This is a genomic window from Desulfosarcina variabilis str. Montpellier (assembly GCF_048565275.1).
In the GTDB taxonomy this organism is placed as follows: domain Bacteria; phylum Desulfobacterota; class Desulfobacteria; order Desulfobacterales; family Desulfosarcinaceae; genus Desulfosarcina; species Desulfosarcina variabilis.
The window spans coordinates 4,216,220-4,235,704 of record NZ_CP159846.1 but is presented as its reverse complement, the minus strand read 5'-3'; the positions used below and the strand labels follow the sequence as shown (position 1 = coordinate 4,235,704).

Below are 19,485 nucleotides of genomic sequence, written 5' to 3'. Positions count from 1 at the left end.
TTATTCGCAGGAAAAATTTAGCCGATTGCCTATCTATCAGTTAAACCGTCTGTGTCTGTCCGTGTGGGGCCGTGTGAGTCCGTGGCTAACTATTTCACCGCCCGCTCCGCTCGAGGCCACGGAGGCGCAGAGGGGTTACATTCCCCTGCCAGGGACGATAGAAACGAATAAAGTTGACCAAGCTGGTCTATTTTGGTAAGGTTGGTCAGAAAGATCAGCTAATAATCTTAGGTGGTGAAAAATGAAAATAGTCAACATCTCCGAAGCAAAAACGAATCTTTCAAAACTGGTGGCCCTCGTCTACCGCGGAGAGAAAGTTGTTATTGCCAAAAATAACTTACCCCTTGTTGATCTGGTCATTCATAAGCCAGAAGGAAAAAGGAAACTCGGGCTCCTGGCAGGAAAGCTTATCGTTCCAGATAACATAATGGATGAAGATGCTGAAATAAACGAATTGTTCTATGGAACCGACGAATGAATATTATCATTGATACTCATATTTTCCTGTGGTCTCTGTCCACACCGTCCAAGCTTGGTAAATCAAAACGCTCTGCACTGGAAGACTTATCAAACACAATCTATTTATCGTCAATCACTGTTGCGGAACTAATGATCAAGGCCTCTATTGGAAAAATTGAAATCGATTTCAATCCGGTTGAGCTCGCAGCAGAAACCGGTTTTGCCTTGATGGATTTCAGTGCGGAAGCGGCACTGCTATTGAAGGAAATGCCGTTTCATCACAAAGACCCTTTTGATCGAATGCTTGTTGCCCAAAGTATTGTTGAAAATTGTCATCTTATGACCAATGACCCGAAAATAATGCAGTATCAGTGCAAGGTTATCTGATCTTTTTGGCGAAGCCAATGGTGATTATTTTTTCACCGCCCGCTTTGCTCGAGGCGCGGAGATCGCGGAGGGTTTAAATTTCCCTGATGGGAAAAACAAAACTTTGGCGAAGCCAACAAAGACCATTTCTTTTCTTTGCGTTCTCTGCAACTCTGCGGTGATAATATGCTTGTTGATTGTTGTGGGTAGTCGGTTGCTTGAGTTTGTTGTGTTTGACAATAATCAGCGAGAGTGGCGGGAAAAGCGAGAAACGCGGGAAATATGGGATAGAGCTAACGGCTTTCTCCCTCGACACCGTGAAGACCCCTTGAACCCTTCATTTTCATCTCTTCCGCTTTCCGATTTTCCCCATAGCTCATCACCTATGGCCCATCGCCCTTGGCCTATAGCCTCTTTCCTATCAGCTCACTCCCCCTCAACAACATACCCTTTTCGCGTCAACACTTCCGCCAGCGCCTGTCGAGCCGGTGCTTCGCCATGAACCAATTTGATTTTACCGGGTTTTTGATCCATGGATGCGATCCAATCAACCAATCCTTTCTGGTCGGCATGGGCAGAGTAGCCGGTCAGGGTATGCACCCGCGCCTTTATCCATTTACGCTGCCCATCAAGTTCGACATAACCGCCGCATCTGCCGGCATGGTCTTGAATGTGGCGTCCAGGCGTGCCAATAGCCTGGTAGCCGACAAACAGGATGTCATTTTCCGTTTTTTCAATCCCTGAAAGAAGGTGATTCACGATTCGGCCACCCGTACACATTCCGCTGCCGGCCAAGATAATGGCTGGGCCTTTTATATCGCATAGCTGAAGATGGTGTTGGTGATTCTCCACCGCAAACAATCCCTCAAAATCAATAGGGTGGTCGCCTTGCCGCTGCAAGTCCCGGGATTCCTTATCCCAGTACTCGGTCAAGCGCGAGTAAATGTCGGTGATTTCCAATCCCAAAGGAGAATCGACAAATACCGGTGGGCGCGCGTTACCCTGCAATTCCGGAAACATTTCAATATACTTGGAATCGGAAAAAATGCGATCCATTTCATATATCAGTTCCTGGGTGCGTCCCAAAGCAAACGCGGGGACAAACACCTTGCCGCCGTTTGCCAACGCCCGGGAAAGCGCGTTTCCCAACCGCTTGATGCGCTGGTCCCGATCATCATGCAACCGGTTCCCATAGGTAGACTCAAGTATCACCAAATCGGCCGGTTCCGGAATTTCGGGATCCGGCAGAATAGGCGTATTGGCGGCCCCCAAGTCGCCTGAAAACAGCACGGACCATCCGCTTGTTGAATCTTGAAACCGAATAAAGGACGAACCCAGGATATGCCCGGCTCTTCCCACCATAAAAGCAATCCCTTTTACCAAATCAAAAGTCTGGCCGAACTCGAATCCCCATGCCAAATCTTCAATCTTTTCCTGAAGGCGCTCGGCCGACTGTCGGGACAATCCTGAAAACCGCATGGCATCACTTAGCATGGGATTCAAAAGGACCTTGGTTGGATGGGAGCAGATGATCTCACCCCTGAATCCATGTTGAATCAATTCTGGAACTCTTCCGATGTGATCAATGTGGCATGCGTAAGAAAAAGATAGTCGATCTCGCTTGGCTTGACCGACCAATCCTTGATTTTTCGCAAAGTATCACTGCCCTGAACCAGTCCACAATCCACCATGATGGTCACGCCATTGGCTTTCATCAGGTGGCAGGAACCGGTTACTTGGGTTTCGGCGCCGAGGTGGGTTATTTTGGGAAAGGGCATGATGATTTAGGGTTCATGGATTCAAGTGTTTTTAGTTGCGCGAGACTCGCGGGAAAAGCGCGAAATGCGGGAAATGTAAACTGCGAGACGCCTATTTGAAGCACCTATCGTTTTAATTTTAAGCGCTTGATTAAATTCCCTATCATCGCCCCAATCCTTTCAGTTTCACTTGTCAATGAATTCAGTTTTTCTTGTTTATTATAGCCGATTTTTCCAGCAATAATTAATTGCGTCCGCAACTCACCAGCGGAGTCTTTTGCAATGTAAAGATATCGAATAAATTCTGGAACTGTTTCTCGCTCCTTGCCTTCAGCTATATTTGATGAAATCGAAACAGCTGCTCTTCGCAACTGGTCACGCAAACCGAAGTCCTTTCCCAATTCACCGGAGCTGCTTTGTTCATATATATTGACAGCTAAATCCACAGCACGCTGCCAGCACTCAAGATCTTCAAAGCGTCTAATTTGTGCCATTATTTTCCGGCTTTTCCCGCTTTTCCCGCTTTTCCGGCTTTTCCCGCTTTTCCCGCTTTTCCCGCTTTTCCCGCTTTTCCCGCTTTTCCCGCTTTTTCCACCTTTCTCGCCTTAACTTTTTCCCGCTTTTCCCGCCCGAACCCTTTCTCGCCTCAGTCTTTTCCCTCCCCCACAAGCCTCAAACACCCCTCCCGGTCCACTTTTCCGTTCGCATTTTTTGGGAGCGATCGCACCAGTTTAATATCACTGGGCAGTTTGTATTTAGGCAGCAAAGTGGCGCAGGATGCCATAATCGCCTCTGCATCTGCATCCCCACCGTTCAGTGGAACGACCAATGCGGTCATGCGCATACCAAGAAGTGTGTCAGGAACGCCGACAACCGCGGCCTCGACCGCCAGTTGGGTAGCCAAAAGCGCATCTTCAACTTCCTGGGGATTGATCCGGTGGCCACCAACTTTAAGAAGGTTATCCTTGCGGCCGTCCAGAAAAATAAACCCATCCTCATCCTTCCATCCCAGATCGCCCGTGTGATATCCGTTTTGGTCCAGAACGGCGGCGGTTGCATCCGGGTCCTGCCAATAGCCGCGCATGATGTTGGGACCACTGGCGACAATTTCACCTTTTTCTCCTGGCGGCAAGTCTCTTCCGTTAGCATCCATAACCCGGATTGTCACACCAGGGATGGCTTGGCCGATGGAATCGATTTTCTGCTCAAAACAATCCGGGTTAAGCCAGGCCAGGCGAGCGGAGGCCTCCGTGGCACCGTACATGATACAAATCCGGGTATGATCGGGCAAAACATCCCGAAGTGCCTTTTTAACGGAACGGGCCATATGCCCGCCGGCCTGGGTTACCATGCGTAGATGGGGCAACTGATCAGCGCTTGATTTCAATGGAGAGCGATGCAACAAATAGGCGTATGTGGACGGTACGCCTGAAAATAAAGTGACTTTTTCCTGTATCATTTGATTGATGACCGATGCTGGAAAGGCAAATTTGTTATTGATTACCAATGTCCCGCCAACGGCAATAATCGTGTTAAGCAGTGATTTGCCCATCACATAAAAAAAAGGCAGCACGGCCATCTGGATGTCCTCAGCGGTCAATTGTAAATAATCACAGATGGCGTTGACATTGGATACAATATTGACGTGGCTTAACATAACGCCTTTGGGTTTGCCGGTGGAGCCGGAAGTATAGATGATGTTGGCTAAATTGGTTGGTTGGTTTGTTGGTTGCGGGTTGTGGGTGGCTGGTTGTGGGTTGTTTGTGGTCTGTTGTAACGTGAAGGCATTTCTGAATTTGTTTGACCAATCGAGTTTTGGATTGTGGATGATCATTGTATTCAGACTGGGGATGCTAAGATCCGAGGCCTGGAGTAGTCGTTCAAAACGTGTGGAAGAAATGATGGCCGCGGGTTCGAGTTCAGCCAATAGCGCATTGAGGCCGTCGGGTTTCAGGTCGGTACTCAGGGGTACAACGACAGCACCTGACTTCAAAGTCCCGTAATAGGCAATCACATATTCGCAGCTATTCTCCATCAGCAGGACAACACGGTCGCCCAATTCGATCTTACGTTCCAAAAGGAACGCAGATAGACAATCGGCGGCGCTATTGATCTGACTGTAGGTGATGCGGTTTTTTTCGTGGATAACGGCGACTTTCTCTGGAAATTGCGCCGCCGACTTTTCGAGAAAATTGTGAATTAGCATTTTTTTCTCACCGCAAAGACGCAGAGTTCGCAGAGATTTTTATCCGTCCCATTTGGGAGATATACAATCCTTCGCGTTCTCTGCGGCTCGAGCGTAGCGGGCGGTAATCCTTAGCCCAATTTCCGTTCCAAAAAGGAACTGACATTGTCGATAGAGTCCAGATTTTCCGGAATCAATTCTTCGTCTTCCACCTGGATACCAAAGTTTTCCTCAAGAAAGGTCACCAGCTCCAGCACACCTGTGGAATCGATAATGCCTTCTTCAAGAAAGGAGGTATCATCCTTTAAGCCATCGGCGTTACCGAAAAGGAAATTTTCAATAATGAATTCTCTAATTTTGGTTTTGTTCTCACCCATTTGGTTCTATTACTCCTTATTTTTTATTGTTCACCGCAGAGGCGCAGAGTTCGCAAAGAGAAACAGTATACAGTTGGCTTCGCCAAATCTTTTCCCTCCCGTCAGGGAAATTTAAACCCTTCGCCTTCTCTGCTACTCGATCGAAGCGGGCGGTGAATTTATTGTTAAGATTTAAAATCATTTACCATCCTATGAATTCCATCTCTCATGAGTGGAATATTGAAGTTAAGCAAGAAACCTAACTGAAGATTCGAAAGCTTCAGATAGGTTAACAACTGTGCTTTATGGATAGGAAGAATCGCGTCAATGGCTTTCAGTTCAAGAATGATAGATTTTTCGACAACGATATCGATCCGATATCCGCAATCGATTTTGTTGCCTTTGTATATGGCCGGCAAGTTGACCTGTCTCTTGAATTCAATATCCTGCAAACTCAATTCAAAACACAGACATTCTTCATAGGTGGATTCCAACAGTCCGGGTCCAAGGTTCTTGTGCACCTCAATGGCCGCGCCGATTATTTCTCCTGACAGTTTATTTATGTCCATTATTGTTTATTCACCGCAGAGGCGTAAAGTACACTAAGGTTTTTAGTTGCCCTTCGGGGAGGATTATCCAACCCCTCTCTGCGTTCTTGGCGTCTCGAGCGAAGCGGGCGGTAATATCTTTTTATCCATATTTTATTTCACCGCAGAGGCGCAAAGTGCGCTAAGATTTTTTGATTTCCCTTAGGGGAGGATTATCCAACACACCTCTGCGTTCTTTGCGTCTTTAGCGTAGCGGGCGGTAATATCTTTTTATCTATTATTTTCACCGCAGAGGCGCAGAGTACGCTGAGGGTTTCAGTTCCCCTTTTGCGGGGGATCATCCAGCACCTCTCTGCGTTCTTGGCGTCTCGAGCGAAGCGGGCGGTAATATCTTTTTATCCATATTTTATTTCACCGCAGAGGCGCAAAGTGCGCTAAGATTTTTTAGTTCCCCTTCGGGGAGGGTTATCCAACACCTCTCTGCGTTCTTGGCGTCTCGAGCGAAGTGGGCGGCGATATCTTTTTATCCATTATTTTCACCGCAGAGGCGCAGAGTACGCTGAGGGTTTCAGTTCCCCTTTTGCGGGGGATCATCCAGCACCTCTCTGCGTTCTTGGCGTCTCGAGCGAAGTGGGCGGCGATATCTTTTTATCTATTATTTTCACCGCAGAGGCGCAGAGTACGCTGAGGGTTTCAGTTCCCCTTTTGCGGGGGATCATCCAGCACCTCTCTGCGTTCTTCGCGTCTCGAGCGTAGCGGGCGGTAATATTTTTTCTGATTATAACGGATTTAGGGGAGCTGGATGAACATTAGTGTAACATGTTGATTTTTCGTAATATTTAAACAACTAGACTTTTTATTAATGATTTTGTATAGTTAGAGACCATACCCTGGCAAGGAGGTCTCTAACTATACATGGGAAAAGCAGATGCAGCAACATCCACCACCCGACTCAATAGAACCATATGTTTACCATTTTCTCAAGAACCCTATGACAACAAAATCAATTCGGCCGTCGATTTCAGAAAATTTCTGGATGCGCAATATGAGCTTTTCCCAGAACTGTTTCCGCCTTCATTTTCCAAAGGCTATCGGATGAAAGATAAGTATCGTTCGAAAAAGCTGTCGATTTGGATCCGCCGTATTAAAGTTGATGGCATCGCCTATACGATACGTCCAGCCTTTGCTATGCCCTATATGACTGGGTTTACAAAGGATGTTGAAAAACCTCTCATGTTGCGCAAGGCTGCTGTTCCCTTCTGGATGTTAGCCTACGGCTTCGGAAAAAACCCGATGTATTGGTACCGAATGGAGACGTCTCTTGGCAAAAACAGCCTCATCGGCACCTCCATTAAAAACCCTGAATACCTGCCCCAGCATATCAGCGCGGATGAAAAACACAGCCGAATCAAGGGCGAAAAGGTCTATGTGCCCTGCACGGTCGGCAACGATTGCATTTTAGGCGTGGCCGTGAAGAAAAGTGCCGGCCAACAGGACCTTGAGGCCGGCTATGGTGTTTTTAAAAAGGAAGCGCAGGACTTGAACCCGACTTACTCTCCGCAAACCTGCAACACGGATGGCTGGATGCCAACCATGAACGCATTCAAGTCATTATTCCCGGCTATGGTGCTCATCTCCTGCTTTTTACACCTTTACATTTCCATCCGAGATCGATCACGGAAAAAGTTCAAAGATATCTTCCGGTTGGTTTCAGATAAGCTGTGGAGCTGCTATCAGGCTAAAAGCAAAGCCTCTTTTGCTCAACGGGTGAGGCGTCTTCACGAATGGGCTTCCTGCCGTGAGATGCCATCTGTCATCATGACCAAGCTTGAAAAGCTGCGCAATAATCTTCCCTCATTTTCAATTGCTTATAACCATCCCGGCGCGCATCGGACAAGCAACATGGTCGATAGGCTCATGCAACGATTGGATCGTTACCTATTCTGCACCCAATATTTCCATGGAAGTCTTGAGGCAGCCGAGCAGGGTATTCGCGGATGGGCACTCATCCAGAATTTTGCGCCTTCAAATCCGAGGACGGTCGCCAAGTATCATGGCTTGCAAAGTCCGGCCGAAAGACTGAATGGCTTCCGATATCATGAGAATTGGTTGCAAAATCTTCTTATTTCGGCGTCACTCGGGGGGTTTAGAGGACCTCCCCAAAATCCGTGATAATCAGCATATTTTATTTCACCGCAGAGGCGCAAAGTGCGCTAAGCGTTTTTGATTTCCCTTAGGGGAGGATTATCCAACACACCTCTGCGTTCTTTGCGTCTTTAGCGTAGCGGGCGGTAATATCTTTTTATCTATTATTTTCACCGCAGAGGCGCAGAGTACGCTGAGGGTTTCAGTTCCCCTTTTGCGGGGGATCATCCAGCACCTCTCTGCGTTCTTGGCGTCTCGAGCGAAGCGGGCGGTAATATCTTTTTATCCATATTTTATTTCACCGCAGAGGCGCAAAGTGCGCTAAGATTTTTTGATTTCCCTTAGGGGAGGATTATCCAACACACCTCTGCGTTCTTTGCGTCTTTAGCGTAGCGGGCGGTGATATCTTTTTATCCATTATTTTCACCGCAGAGGCGCAGAGTACGCTGAGGGTTTTAGTTGCCCTTCGGGGAGGATTATCCAACACCCCTCTGCGTTCCTTGCGTCTTGAGCAAAGCGGGCGGTGATATCTTTTTATCCATTATTTTCACCGCAGAGGCGCAGAGTTCGCTGAGGGTTTCAGTTCCCCTTTTGCGGGGGATCATCCAGCACCTCTCTGCGTTCTTGGCGTCTCGAGCGAAGCGGGCGGTGATATCTTTTTATCCATATTTTATTTCACCGCAGAGGCGCAAAGTGCGCTAAGCGTTTTTGATTTCCCTTAGGGGACGATTATCCAACACACCTCTGCGTTCTTTGCGTCTTTAGCGTAGCGGGCGGTGATATCTTTTTATCCGTATTTTATTTCACCGCAGAGGCGCAGAGTTCGCAAAGCGTTTGTTTTCCCTTCGGGGAGGCTTTTCCCCCCTCTGCGTTCTTTGCGTCTCGAGCGCAGCGGGCGGTGATATCATTTTATTTCAGACACAGCTTCAATCAACTGCGGCGACAAATGCAAATATCGCGTGGTACTACGCTTGGTGTCGATGTCATCGTAAACCCGTTGAACCTGATCGAAAGTTAGTCCAAGTGTTGCGGCGATTTCCTCCGGACGATAACCATTGTTTTTGCCATACAGGCAAAGATCCATTTTGTCGTGAGGCAAGGAAAAATAGAACTCATCCTGACCCTGAGGCATAGAGTAGGTATCGGTGGTTGGCGGACGCATACGGATTTTTTCGGGAACGCCAAGGTGGGCGGCCATCTGATACACCTGGGTTTTGTAAAGGTGGGCAATGGGTTTGATATCTGCAGCGCCATCGCCTAACTTGACAAAAAATCCCTGATCATACTCCAGGCGATTCGGGGTACCCACAACCGCGTAATTAAATCGGTCAGCATAGTAATACTCGAACATTTTCCGCGTGCGCTGCTTGAAGTTGGTAGCAGCAACGATTTCAAGGTACGCTTCAAGTGGCAGCCGCTTCTGTACTTGGGTTCCATCCGGCTGCTGAGCAACGACAGAAAATAGGTTAAACCCCTTGGACTCCATCACATTGGGAATTACAATTTTGGACTTCCACCCATCACCATATTCGGGGATGGCTTTACGCACGGCATCATCATAACGCCGGTAGAATCCCACGGCCTCCAAAACCCTGGAGATATCTTCATGAAACCACTTCACTCTGAATGTTTCGGCCACTGATTTACTCAAATCAAGCGTATCATCAGAGGAATGGCGTTCAGGCATTAATAAAGCCACCACGCGTTCCGGCCCTAACGCTTTCGTTGCCAATCCAACAGAAACACTGCTGTCGATACCGCCGGAAAGGGCCACAACCAACCCACGGCGCTTGAGCTGTTTCCTCATCAGCAAACGGATTTGGCTACAAATTTTTTGGAGTTCTTTTTCGGGATCGAGGGTCAGTATATCTTTTGAAAAGGGTGGTTTCACGCTTTCACCTCTTGAATTTGTTGAAAAATTAAATAAGGCACTATTCTTCGCGAGAGTTATGCGAGACGCGCGGGAAAAGCGAGAAACGCGAGAAAGATAACGGCAACACATAGGTGGCAAAGATCTTATCTGTGCCATTTCTTCTCTTTTCCCGCCTTTCTCGCCTTAACCCTTTCACGCTAATCAACCATTACCACCGGCCGCCCAACGCTAATATAAGAAAAGCCCATCTCTTTCATAAAGGACCGTGAAAAAAGATTTCGGCCGTCAAACACCAATGGTGCTTTGAGCATCTTTTTTATGCGCACGAAATCCGGATTGCGGAACTGATTCCAATCCGTCACCACGGCCAAGGCATCCGCGCCATCCACTGGATCGTATTGATTGTCCACGACCGTCACGTTGGCATTGTCAGCCAATAGTCGCCTGGCATTGGGACCGGCCACCGGATCATAAGCTTTCACATTCATTCCGGCACTGGTGACATCCCTTATGATGTCCAACGCTGCTGACTCGCGCATATCGTCGGTATTGGCTTTGAAAGCCAGCCCCCACAAGGCCAGGATTTTACCCGTTACACCGCCACGGGTTGCAAAATAATCGATTATCTTCCGGGCCACCATGCTCTTTTGCCGATTGTTGACTGCATCCACAGCAGCCACCAAATCCGGCGAACAACCATTTTCTTTTGCCGTATGGATCATTGCGCGCACGTCTTTGGGAAAACAGGACCCACCATACCCTACACCCGGATAGATGAAATGATAGCCGATCCGTCTGTCCGAACCAATACCGTTGCGCACTTCCCGTACATCTGCACCGACAGCCTCGCAAATATTGGCTACTTCGTTCATAAAGGAAATCTTGGTAGCCAGCATGCAGTTGGCCGCATATTTGGTCATCTCGGCGCTACGCACCCCCATGATGATCATTTTTTCGCGGCTGCGAGCAAAGGGGGCATAGAGTGTTTCCAGTAGTTTGGCTGTTCTCACGTTATCCGTGCCCACGATCACACGATCAGGCTTTAGGAAATCGTTCACAGCATCCCCCTCTTTCAGAAATTCCGGGTTTGAAACCACGTCGAATTCCACGGATACACCTCTGTCCTTAAGCTTTTCCCGGATAATTCCTTTCACCCGATCCGCCGTTCCCACAGGTACGGTGGATTTGTTGATAATTATCTTGTAGTCGTTGATGATCTGTCCAATCTGACCGGCCACGTTATCCACAAAGGAAAGGTCGCAGGAGCCATCCGGGCTGGACGGGGTCCCCACACAGCTAAAAACAAACAACGCGTCCTGTATGCCTTCGGCCAGGTCGGTGCTAAAACGCAATCGTCCCTCGGCTGCGTTCCGGCTGACCAAGGGTTCCAATCCTGGCTCGAAGATGTGGATTTTGCCCTCATTCAAATTTTTAATAATTTCTGGATTTACATCAATGCAGACGACATCGTTGCCCATTTCCGCCAGGCAAGCGGCAGCAACGAGTCCTACATATCCGGTGCCTATAATGCAAACGTTCATGGTTATCCTCTAAATGGTGTTATTCGGGTTCTTTGAGTTTGTTGAGTTCATTGGGTTAAACAGAAAATCAGCGGGACTCGCGGGAAAAGCGTGAAACGCGGGAAATAGGAGCAACCGGATCCCCCCTTCTCTTCCGTACTTCCAAGCTTCCGCTTTTCCGTTTTTTTACCCACTGCGCAGCAGCTATAAGCTATCCGCTAATCGTCTGTGTCCATCCGCGTGGGTCCGGGCTAATTATTTTACCGCCCGCTTCGCTCAAGGCGCAGAGTTCGCTGAGGGTTTGTTGAGAATCGATCGGCGCGAAAAGCTGGAAACGCGGGAAAAGCGAGAAAAGCTTGCCGGCCAGCGACCTCACCATCCGGTGTGGCATTAAAAACGATACGGATTCGGAGGAGCGATGATCAAATCCAGGCTGCCACGATTCTCCACATAATCGTTTGCTTCTATATTGGATTCGACTGCGTTGTATGTGTATCCGAGACGTGCCGTCAACCAACGCGATAGTTGAAATGACAAACCGCACCTGGCCCGGTAAACATCGTCATCTCGACTGGGTATTTCATCTTTGTAATCATGGTACATATAAGTGATAGCCGCGTCACCACTAAAGCGCCGGGTAAATACGTAGTCGGCTGCAAGTGTACCACCATAGTAGACATAATAGCCTATGTTTTCGGCCGCTGTGGTAGTGTAATCATACCCCCCCTCGGCGCTGAAGGTAACCGATCCTTGCGAAAACCGTTTGGTAAGAGAAAGGTTAACGGGTGTTTCAGACTCATTTTCACTGTCTTTTAAGTCACGAACAAAATAGTGAACTCCTATACTGAAGTCCATGCTGGAACTGATCGCATATTCAACGCCAACTGCACCATCATAGATCCTGTAGTTCGTCTCCGCGATTTCCTCGTCGAAACGATGATCCGTATGTTGGTATTGAAGATATCCAGTAACCTTACGGTTAAAACGGCGATTTAGCCGCAAACGCCCAGAAAATTCTTTAAAATTTTCTGAATCTTCGAAGTCATCGATAGATTCAGAATCATCGATTTCTTTGTATTTCGCCCAATTTTGTTCGATGCTAAGATCAATTCCCCATTGAATGTTGAACCAATAGACCATCCCGGCGCCGCCGCCGTATTCCTCGCTGTCCTGGATGGTTGTGTCTTCGTTTTTCAAATTACCATAGTTTCCAAGTGCATAAAGCGTATTTTCTGCCCCGAAACGATAATCGATTCTGGCTTCAGAACGATGCCGGTCATACACATTCCGCCCTCGGCGAATCGTCAGGTCTTCTTCGTCAATAGGATCTTCGGTTCTTGAAAAATCGTAGGACAGAGTCATCCCCATATATCGTGTTGCCTGCCATGTACCGGTTGCACTGGCTGCGTGTTCCCAGTAGTCTCTGTCAGAATACCGGTCATACATGGTGTACGATGGATCATAGTTGAGTGACAACCCCAGATGTCTACCATCCATATCTACAGAAAGACCGGGCGAAATCCTTGTAATCCACTCGGATTCCGCCTCTGAACCGGGATTATCATTAGCTAATGAGTAGTTATCAGTATAATCTACACCGGTGGTCAACCGCGGAGTAATCTCTATTGCGGCATGCCCAATCATTGGGCGGCACATCAGGAGCATGGCAATAGCAGCAAAGTGGATCCAGTAGACGGTATGATTATTTTTTTGTTTTTTTTGCATTTGTTTGTCCGGGGGAATGGTTAGTTGCTTGGTTTGTTGGTTTTATTGGTTTTATTGGTTTTTTAGTTATTTAGTTATTTAGTTACTTGGTTTGTTGGTTTGTTGGTTGGTTGGTTGGTAGCGTCTTAGGTAAGAAATGAAACCATTAATTCTTTTCCAGACATCCTCCCCGATTTCTTTTAACTCTTCCATCTCTTTTTCACTAATATATCCTTGGTCCAGGGCAACATAGGCGTGGCTAATAGTTTCTGCAATTGATGATCTTGAATAATCCAGAAATCTCAGAAAATCTTTGTGGCTACTGCGATGAAAACCTTCTGCAGTATTGGCCATTGAAGAAACGGCACTTCTGCGGATCTGATTGACCAACTCGAAATCTTTTTTATATTTTTCATTATTGGTCATTTTATATACAGTGCCAACCATTATTCGCGCTGACTTCCAGCACTCAAGATCTTCAAAACGTTTGACAGTGGACATAAGACATACAGGTTTTGGAAAAACGAATTGAACGAAACAACCAATCAACCAACTAACAAACCAACTAATTTACGGTACCACAATCGTATCATCAGCACGAATCTGAACATTCTGGCTAAAGTCCTTACCTTTGACAATATCCTTGTAATCAATTCTCAGAACGATATCCTTGCCTTGTTCACGACGAAAAAGGATGATCTCCTTTTTTGAGGCCCACTCGGTAAACCCACCGGCAAGGGCGAACGCCTGGAGCACGGTCAGGTTTTTGGTCAGCGGGTATTCGCCAGTATTGACCACCTCACCCAAAATATAAAAGCGCTGACTGCCTGCATCTCGAACGGTAACGGTCACATTGGGATTGGTGACATAATCTGCAAGCCGCTTCTGGATTTCAACTTTCAACTGGGTGGGGGTCCTTCCTGCGGCAACAATATCGTCAATCAAAGGAAATGAAATATTACCGTCGATTCGTACAATAATCTCTTGCCTGGAAAAGTCGGGCTCTCTCCAGGTAACAATCTCTAAAACATCTCCATTGCCAATGATGTAAGGATCCGGTGGAGCACCATTTGCATCAATAGCATCATTTGAAATTTTGCTTTGCGAAAGACCAAGTTGAGGAAGCGCGAACAAAAGGACAAAAGAAATCAGGAGGATCGTTTTTTTTTGCATGATTGAGACCTTAATTTTTTAGGATTCGAGGGGTCAAGGATTCAAGTGCTTTTCAGTTGCGAGACACGCGGGAAAGCTGGGAGCGCAAGACACGCGGGAAAAGCGTGAAATGCGCGAAAGAAGATCTGTAAACGCTCAAAAAAGTGTTATCCTTTCCAAAGTCACCAGAACTGCTTAGTTCATATATCTTGACGCTCAAATCAACAGCACGTTGCCAGCATTGTAAATCTTCAAAGCGTCTAATTTGTGACATCGTTTTCCCGCTTTCCCGCTTTTCCCGCTCTAACCCTTTCCCGCCCTTCACTTGAATCCTTGGACCCTATTTATAATAACTTCTATACCACTCCACAAACCGCCCAATCCCCTCTTCAATCGAGGTATTCGGTTTAAACCCCACATCGTTGATCAGGTCATCCACGTTTGCATAGGTTGCCGGTACATCACCAGGCTGAATATCCATAAAATTCTTTTTTGCGGTTTTACCCAGCGCCGTTTCAATAGCACGAATAAAGTCGATAAGCTCTACCGGTTGATTGTTCCCGATGTTATATATTTTGTATTTAACGTAGGATGTTCCAGGGTCCGGCGCATCGCCTGTCCAGTTCGGGTTCGGGTCTGGAACATTTTTCATCACCCGTACCACACCTTCGATAATATCATCAATATATGTAAAATCGCGTTTCATTTTTCCATGATTAAACACATCAATGGGCTTGTCTTCCAAAATAGCCTTTGTGAAGAGATACAAAGCCATATCGGGCCTTCCCCACGGGCCGTAAACTGTAAAAAAGCGCAGGCCGGTGCAGGGCAAACCAAACAAATGGCTATACGTGTGGGCCATCAATTCATTTGATTTCTTAGACGCAGCGTATAAAGACACAGGATGATCCACGTTATGGTGAACCGAAAACGGCATATTTGTATTGGCCCCATAAACAGAACTCGATGAGGCAAACACCAGATGTTTTACCTGATGATGCCGGCAGCATTCCAGCAGATTGACAAATCCCACCAAATTGGAATTCACATAGGCTTGGGGGTTGGTTAATGAATAGCGTACACCGGCCTGAGCGGCAAGATTCACCACAACATCAATAGTGTTGTTTTGAAAAAGGGATGCCAGCTGGTCAGCGTCGGCAAGATCCACACGGTGAAGAGAAAAATCAGGATATTTTTTTAAGATCTCCAAGCGGTCTTGCTTGAGCAGTGGGTCATAGTAGTCGTTGAGGTTGTCCAATCCAAATACACGGATTCCCTCGTCCAAAAGTCGTTTTGACAAATGAAAACCAATAAAACCGGCAGCGCCGGTAACTAATGCGTTTTTGTAATCGATATGCATGATCTTTCCTGAGTTTTATTTTTTTGCCATGGTCGGTTGTTTGTTGGGTTTAACAATAAATCAGCGAGATTGGCGGGAAAAGCGAGAAACGCGGGAAATATGAGCTAACGGCTCCCCCCCTCGAATCCTCGAACCCTTGACCCCTTGAACCCTTCATCTTCATCTCTTCCGCTTTTCCTTTTTCCCATCGCCTATCGGCCACGAGCTATCCGCTAAATCGTCTGTGTCTGTCGGTGTGGGACCGTGGCTGATTATTTCACCGCCCGCTTCGCTCAAGGCGCAGAGATCGCGGAGGGTCTAAGTGTCCCTGGCGGGAAAAAAAGGCGAAGCCAACAAAAACTATTTCTTTTCTTTGCGTTCTCTGCGACTCTGCGGTGATAGCATTGTCTGTTGCTTGTCGTGAGTGGTGGGTTGTTTGTTGGGTTTAACAATAAATCAGCGAGATTGGCGGGAAAAGCGAGAAACGCGGGAAATATGAGCTAACGGCTCCCCTCTCGAATCCTCGAACCCTTGAACCCTTCATCTTCATCTCTTCCGCTCTTCTAAGCTTCCGCTTTTCCTTTTTCCCATTGCCTATGGCCTATCATCTAATTCGTCTGTGTCTGTCAGTGTGGGTCGGTGGCTGATTATTTCACCGCCCGCTTCGCTTAAGGCGCAGAGATCGCGGAGAGTTTAAATTTCCCTGACGGGAAAAAAAGGCGAAGCCAACAAAAACTATTTCTTTTCTTTGCGTTCTCTGCGACTCTGCGGTGATTTTATGTTCGTTGGGTTGGGTGGGTTTTTCAGCGAGACTGGCGGGAAAAGCGAGAAACGCGGGAAAGACAAACCGTAATGAGATGAATGATTTTTGTTCTTTAGGGCCTTCCCGATCTTCCAACCTTACGCCCATTGCTCCAATAATTTGATAGGCGCGCGCCCCGCTTTTCCCGCTTTAACCTTTCACAGCTAACAGCTAATTTAAATATAGCTCCGCTTGGTGGAGAACAAGCGAGAAATCTTGTTATCCATTTGGAATTTTTATTTATTTTGTTACTCGTTGGGCTTTTTAATTATTTTTTGCGTGATAGGTTTACGGTGTAAGCTGTAAGGTAGAAGGGTATACGGTGTATGGATGCGCCCCTTTCCAAGCCCCATGCCTTCACCTATCCCCTATGAACCGCTAAACTCAGTATCTGTTCACCGGTTACTAATCACCGTTAACCGATCACCGATATCTCACCTCGCCCCTTCCCCAAATATCACCGTCTTCACCGTGCGCATAATTACCATCAAGTCCATAAAAACGCTCATATTTTTAATGTAAAAAAGATCATAGTTCAGTTTCTCTTTGGCGTCTTCAATGGAATCACCGTAAGGGTAATTGACTTGAGCCCAGCCGGTAATCCCCGGTTTTACGGAAAACCGTTCACCAAAATAAGGAATAACCGCTTCTAGGTCCTTAACAAAAAAGGCTCTTTCCGGCCGCGGCCCCACAAAACTCATTTGCCCCTTTATCACGTTGAATATCTGTGGGAATTCATCAATACGCCATTTGCGAATGAATTTTCCTACCCGCGTCACACGTGGATCGTCGCACTGGGCCCATACCGGACCGGATTCTTTTTCCGCGTCATCCACCATGGACCGAAATTTATGAACCGGATAGGGTTTTCTGTTCTGACCAACCCGTTCCTGCGAAAATAGGATCGGTCCCTTTGAATCCAATTTGATCAATAGGGCTGTCAGCATCAACACAGGTGAAAGGGTGACAAGTAGGACCAAAGCTAAAATTAGATCAACGATCCGTTTGAACAAACGCCGACTCTTTGACTTTCGAAAGCCCTCAGAAAAAATAAGCCAGCTAGGATTGATTTTGTCTACGATCAGTTTACCCGTCAGCATTTCGTAAAATGAGGTACCCTCTAGCACCTCAATGCCGTTTACCCGGCAATCCAACAGCTGCCTGGCAGGAAACTGATTTCTTCTTTCTTCAATGGCCACGATAATTTTTTTTACATCCATTTTTTGGGAAAAGTCAGGAAGGCCCTGGTATGCCTTCAGACATATTTCAGGTATTTTGTTACTTATCCGCTCTTGCCGATTCTCATCCCCGACGATAATAGCGGCAAACTGATGGCCACAATCCTTTTTATCAATCACTTCATGGACAATATTTTTTGCCAGTTCGCCATGGCCCAATAAAAAGATTTTCTGATCAAATAGTCCCCGATTTAAAATATGAGTATAACCAACTCTCCAGATCACGATGAAGGCCATGCAAAACCCGACACTGAGTAAAAAAACATTCCTGTAAATGATACAACCCGGAAATAAAAGATAGATCAGGGATAAAAGGATGGCCGCGGCACCCAGGGCCTGCATCAGACGGATCAACAATTCTGTGTAGGAATCGGTAATCTTTAAATCATACAAATTATTATAGTAAAGGCACATCTGACAAACTACCGTAATAAGCAGTATTTTCAGCACCAACTGCTGATCGGCAAAGAAAAAATCATTACCAATGAGGATCCAACTCGCGATAAAGACCGAGAAAAAGATGAACAACCCTTCTCCAACAACAAAAAGCGCGTTTCGAATGGGATAATATTGTTTGAACAACCTCAGCATGACAGGCTCTCAAAGATTGTTTTTATATTTTTGTTACTGTTCGTAATTACGCATCTCATATTGGCCATATCCATAGCGTTCTGTGGCCGGGATACGATAAGCGTTGAGCACAACACCAATTATCTTTTCTCGACCTAATTTTTCAATCAGACTTTCAACTAAATTCCTCGGTGTTTTTCCTGACCTGACAACAATAAGAATCCCATCGATATATTTGGCCAGGGCTGTGGTTTCAGCGGTTAATTGGGGTGGCGGTGAATCAACGATGATAAACCTGTCTTTATAACGGCTTTTCGTTTCATCAAGCAGGTCTTTCATTCGTTGACTGGACAAAAGCTCGGCTGGATTATTTGGGGTTTGACCACCTGGCAAGATGGACAATTTCTCAACAATCGTTTTTTTCAACAAAGAAGGTAGCGGCATGTTTTTTGACAAATACTCACTCAATCCCTGAACATTATCACTAAAACCAAATTTTCGATGAATGCTAGAACGCCGCATATCACAATCCATTAAAAGCACATGTTCTTCAATGCCTTGAGCAATGGAGACAGCCAGGTTGGCGGCAATAAACGATTTTCCATCTCCCGGTGTCGCACTTGTGATCATTATGGATGGTGGTGGAACACCATCTTTAGGAAACAAGATATTGTTTCTCAGCATTTTAAATATTTCTGCTTCAACGGAAACCGGGTCATGATAAACAACCAGATGGGGGTCAATTGGATGAACAATCTCAGATACAGAGGGTGGCTGCAATTTTATGCTCGTTGCAGCTTTATTTTTTGTCTTTTTTCCTGCTTCAACGGAAACCGTCGGGTCATAGGCAACAAAAGGCCAGACTTGTGTCAGCCGGATTGCCTCTGAATCAGACGCCGAATCTGATGGCGTGCTCGTCGATGCCTCGTCGGTTTCTTCTTGTTCTTTTTCAAGGGGAATCGTGTCATCGGAATACAAAAATTCTGGGTCATCCGCACGAACTGGTGCGGTTTCAGAGGTCGAATCCAACGGCACGCTCGTTGCTGCCTCGTCGGTTTCTTCTTGTTCTATTTCAAGGGGAATCGTGTCACCAGAATACATAGGTTCTCGATCATCCGCACGAACTGGTGCGGTTTCAGAGGTCGAATCCAACGGCACGCTCGTTGCTGCCTCGTCGGTTTCTTCTTGTTCTATTTCAAGGGGAATCGTGTCACCAGAATACATAGGTTCTCGATCATCCGCACGAACTGGCACAGTTTCAGAGGTCGAATCCAACGGCACGCTCGTTGCGGCCTCGTCGGTTTCCTGCTCCTCTACAACTTTTGGCTCAGGCAACGTTTCCGGTGGCTCTTCCAGGCGTTCCCGTTCTGCCAATTTTTCCAATACGTCACTAAACTTCCCCATCAAAACCTCTAACGATTGTTTTTATTTAAATGCAAAAAATCGACTGGCATTTCAAATTGATCATTAT

At 46.7% G+C, this 19,485-nt stretch carries 17 protein-coding genes; 3 read left to right on the top strand and 14 right to left on the bottom strand.

What is annotated here, in order from left to right; translation table 11 throughout:
- Nucleotides 1-241: 241 nt before the first annotated feature.
- Entirely contained in the window at nt 242-478 is a 237-nt protein-coding gene (locus Dvar_RS19100; RefSeq protein WP_419663452.1) for a type II toxin-antitoxin system Phd/YefM family antitoxin, read from the top strand.
- On the top strand, nt 475-846 hold the full coding sequence (locus Dvar_RS19095; RefSeq protein ID WP_419663450.1) for a type II toxin-antitoxin system VapC family toxin: 372 nt from the start codon (nt 475-477) through the stop codon (nt 844-846). Before Dvar_RS19100 ends, Dvar_RS19095 begins: the two co-directional genes overlap by 4 nt.
- Before the next feature lie 405 nt (nt 847-1,251).
- Here the strand turns inward: Dvar_RS19095 and Dvar_RS19090 are convergent, their stop codons facing one another.
- From Dvar_RS19090 to Dvar_RS19065, 6 genes are all read right to left on the bottom strand, one after another.
- Nucleotides 1,252-2,385, bottom strand: a complete 1,134-nt coding sequence (locus Dvar_RS19090) for an MBL fold metallo-hydrolase RNA specificity domain-containing protein (RefSeq protein ID WP_419663448.1) — start codon at nt 2,383-2,385, stop codon at nt 1,252-1,254.
- Entirely contained in the window at nt 2,382-2,603 is a 222-nt protein-coding gene (locus Dvar_RS19085; protein ID WP_419663447.1) for an MBL fold metallo-hydrolase, read from the bottom strand. The genes Dvar_RS19090 and Dvar_RS19085 overlap by 4 nt, the downstream gene beginning before the upstream one ends.
- 104 nt (nt 2,604-2,707) lie before the next feature.
- Nucleotides 2,708-3,076 (bottom strand): four helix bundle protein, encoded by a 369-nt coding sequence (locus Dvar_RS19080; protein WP_419663446.1) that lies wholly within the window; start codon nt 3,074-3,076, stop codon nt 2,708-2,710.
- Nucleotides 3,077-3,228: 152 nt separating this feature from the next.
- Complete coding sequence (locus Dvar_RS19075) at nt 3,229-4,788, bottom strand: class I adenylate-forming enzyme family protein (RefSeq protein ID WP_419663444.1); 1,560 nt, start codon at nt 4,786-4,788, stop codon at nt 3,229-3,231.
- Between the two features lie 110 nt (nt 4,789-4,898).
- Nucleotides 4,899-5,144 carry an acyl carrier protein gene (locus Dvar_RS19070; protein WP_419663442.1) on the bottom strand — a complete coding sequence of 82 codons (246 nt, stop codon included), beginning with the start codon at nt 5,142-5,144 and terminating at the stop codon, nt 4,899-4,901.
- 164 nt (nt 5,145-5,308) lie between these two features.
- Nucleotides 5,309-5,692, bottom strand: a complete 384-nt coding sequence (locus Dvar_RS19065; RefSeq protein ID WP_419663440.1) for a GxxExxY protein — start codon at nt 5,690-5,692, stop codon at nt 5,309-5,311.
- Between the two features lie 894 nt (nt 5,693-6,586).
- On the opposite strand from Dvar_RS19065, the gene Dvar_RS19060 reads away from it, so the two are divergent.
- Entirely contained in the window at nt 6,587-7,843 is a 1,257-nt protein-coding gene (locus Dvar_RS19060; protein ID WP_419655564.1) for a hypothetical protein, read from the top strand.
- Between the two features lie 877 nt (nt 7,844-8,720).
- On the opposite strand, the gene nadE is transcribed toward Dvar_RS19060, so the two are convergent.
- The 8 genes from nadE to Dvar_RS19020 all read right to left on the bottom strand — a co-directional run bounded on the left by nadE (nt 8,721) and on the right by Dvar_RS19020 (nt 19,418).
- Complete coding sequence (gene nadE / locus Dvar_RS19055; protein WP_419663439.1) at nt 8,721-9,845, bottom strand: NAD(+) synthase; 1,125 nt, start codon at nt 9,843-9,845, stop codon at nt 8,721-8,723.
- A 41-nt stretch (nt 9,846-9,886) separates the two neighbouring features.
- A complete protein-coding gene (locus Dvar_RS19050) occupies nt 9,887-11,230 on the bottom strand; it encodes a UDP-glucose dehydrogenase family protein (RefSeq protein ID WP_419663437.1) in 1,344 nt (447 codons plus the stop codon).
- A 369-nt stretch (nt 11,231-11,599) separates the two neighbouring features.
- The gene (locus Dvar_RS19045) at nt 11,600-12,934 is read right to left on the bottom strand and encodes an outer membrane beta-barrel protein (protein ID WP_419663435.1); all 1,335 of its coding nucleotides are present in this window, start codon (nt 12,932-12,934) and stop codon (nt 11,600-11,602) included.
- Between the two features lie 78 nt (nt 12,935-13,012).
- Nucleotides 13,013-13,414, bottom strand: a complete 402-nt coding sequence (locus Dvar_RS19040; protein WP_419663433.1) for a four helix bundle protein — start codon at nt 13,412-13,414, stop codon at nt 13,013-13,015.
- A 69-nt stretch (nt 13,415-13,483) separates the two neighbouring features.
- Nucleotides 13,484-14,086, bottom strand: coding sequence for a polysaccharide biosynthesis/export family protein (locus tag Dvar_RS19035; RefSeq protein WP_419663431.1), 603 nt, complete (start codon nt 14,084-14,086; stop codon nt 13,484-13,486).
- Between the two features lie 319 nt (nt 14,087-14,405).
- Nucleotides 14,406-15,425, bottom strand: coding sequence for an NAD-dependent epimerase (locus tag Dvar_RS19030; RefSeq protein ID WP_419663430.1), 1,020 nt, complete (start codon nt 15,423-15,425; stop codon nt 14,406-14,408).
- A 1,215-nt stretch (nt 15,426-16,640) separates the two neighbouring features.
- Complete coding sequence (locus Dvar_RS19025; protein WP_419663429.1) at nt 16,641-18,035, bottom strand: TIGR03013 family XrtA/PEP-CTERM system glycosyltransferase; 1,395 nt, start codon at nt 18,033-18,035, stop codon at nt 16,641-16,643.
- A gap of 33 nt (nt 18,036-18,068) precedes the next feature.
- A complete protein-coding gene (locus Dvar_RS19020) occupies nt 18,069-19,418 on the bottom strand; it encodes a polysaccharide biosynthesis tyrosine autokinase (RefSeq protein ID WP_419663427.1) in 1,350 nt (449 codons plus the stop codon).
- Between the last annotated feature and the right edge of the window lie 67 nt (nt 19,419-19,485).

Coding starts and splice junctions, on each gene's coding strand:
- Dvar_RS19100 (WP_419663452.1), top strand. CDS start 242: ATGAAAATAGTCAACATCTCCGAAGCAAAAACGAATCTTTCAAAACTG.
- Dvar_RS19095 (WP_419663450.1), top strand. CDS start 475: ATGAATATTATCATTGATACTCATATTTTCCTGTGGTCTCTGTCCACA.
- Dvar_RS19085 (WP_419663447.1), bottom strand. CDS start 2,603: ATGCCCTTTCCCAAAATAACCCACCTCGGCGCCGAAACCCAAGTAACC.
- Dvar_RS19080 (WP_419663446.1), bottom strand. CDS start 3,076: ATGGCACAAATTAGACGCTTTGAAGATCTTGAGTGCTGGCAGCGTGCT.
- Dvar_RS19075 (WP_419663444.1), bottom strand. CDS start 4,788: ATGCTAATTCACAATTTTCTCGAAAAGTCGGCGGCGCAATTTCCAGAG.
- Dvar_RS19070 (WP_419663442.1), bottom strand. CDS start 5,144: ATGGGTGAGAACAAAACCAAAATTAGAGAATTCATTATTGAAAATTTC.
- Dvar_RS19065 (WP_419663440.1), bottom strand. CDS start 5,692: ATGGACATAAATAAACTGTCAGGAGAAATAATCGGCGCGGCCATTGAG.
- Dvar_RS19060 (WP_419655564.1), top strand. CDS start 6,587: ATGGGAAAAGCAGATGCAGCAACATCCACCACCCGACTCAATAGAACC.
- nadE (WP_419663439.1), bottom strand. CDS start 9,845: ATGGCACAGATAAGATCTTTGCCACCTATGTGTTGCCGTTATCTTTCT.
- Dvar_RS19050 (WP_419663437.1), bottom strand. CDS start 11,230: ATGAACGTTTGCATTATAGGCACCGGATATGTAGGACTCGTTGCTGCC.
- Dvar_RS19045 (WP_419663435.1), bottom strand. CDS start 12,934: ATGCAAAAAAAACAAAAAAATAATCATACCGTCTACTGGATCCACTTT.
- Dvar_RS19040 (WP_419663433.1), bottom strand. CDS start 13,414: ATGTCCACTGTCAAACGTTTTGAAGATCTTGAGTGCTGGAAGTCAGCG.
- Dvar_RS19035 (WP_419663431.1), bottom strand. CDS start 14,086: ATGCAAAAAAAAACGATCCTCCTGATTTCTTTTGTCCTTTTGTTCGCG.
- Dvar_RS19030 (WP_419663430.1), bottom strand. CDS start 15,425: ATGCATATCGATTACAAAAACGCATTAGTTACCGGCGCTGCCGGTTTT.
- Dvar_RS19025 (WP_419663429.1), bottom strand. CDS start 18,035: ATGCTGAGGTTGTTCAAACAATATTATCCCATTCGAAACGCGCTTTTT.
- Dvar_RS19020 (WP_419663427.1), bottom strand. CDS start 19,418: ATGGGGAAGTTTAGTGACGTATTGGAAAAATTGGCAGAACGGGAACGC.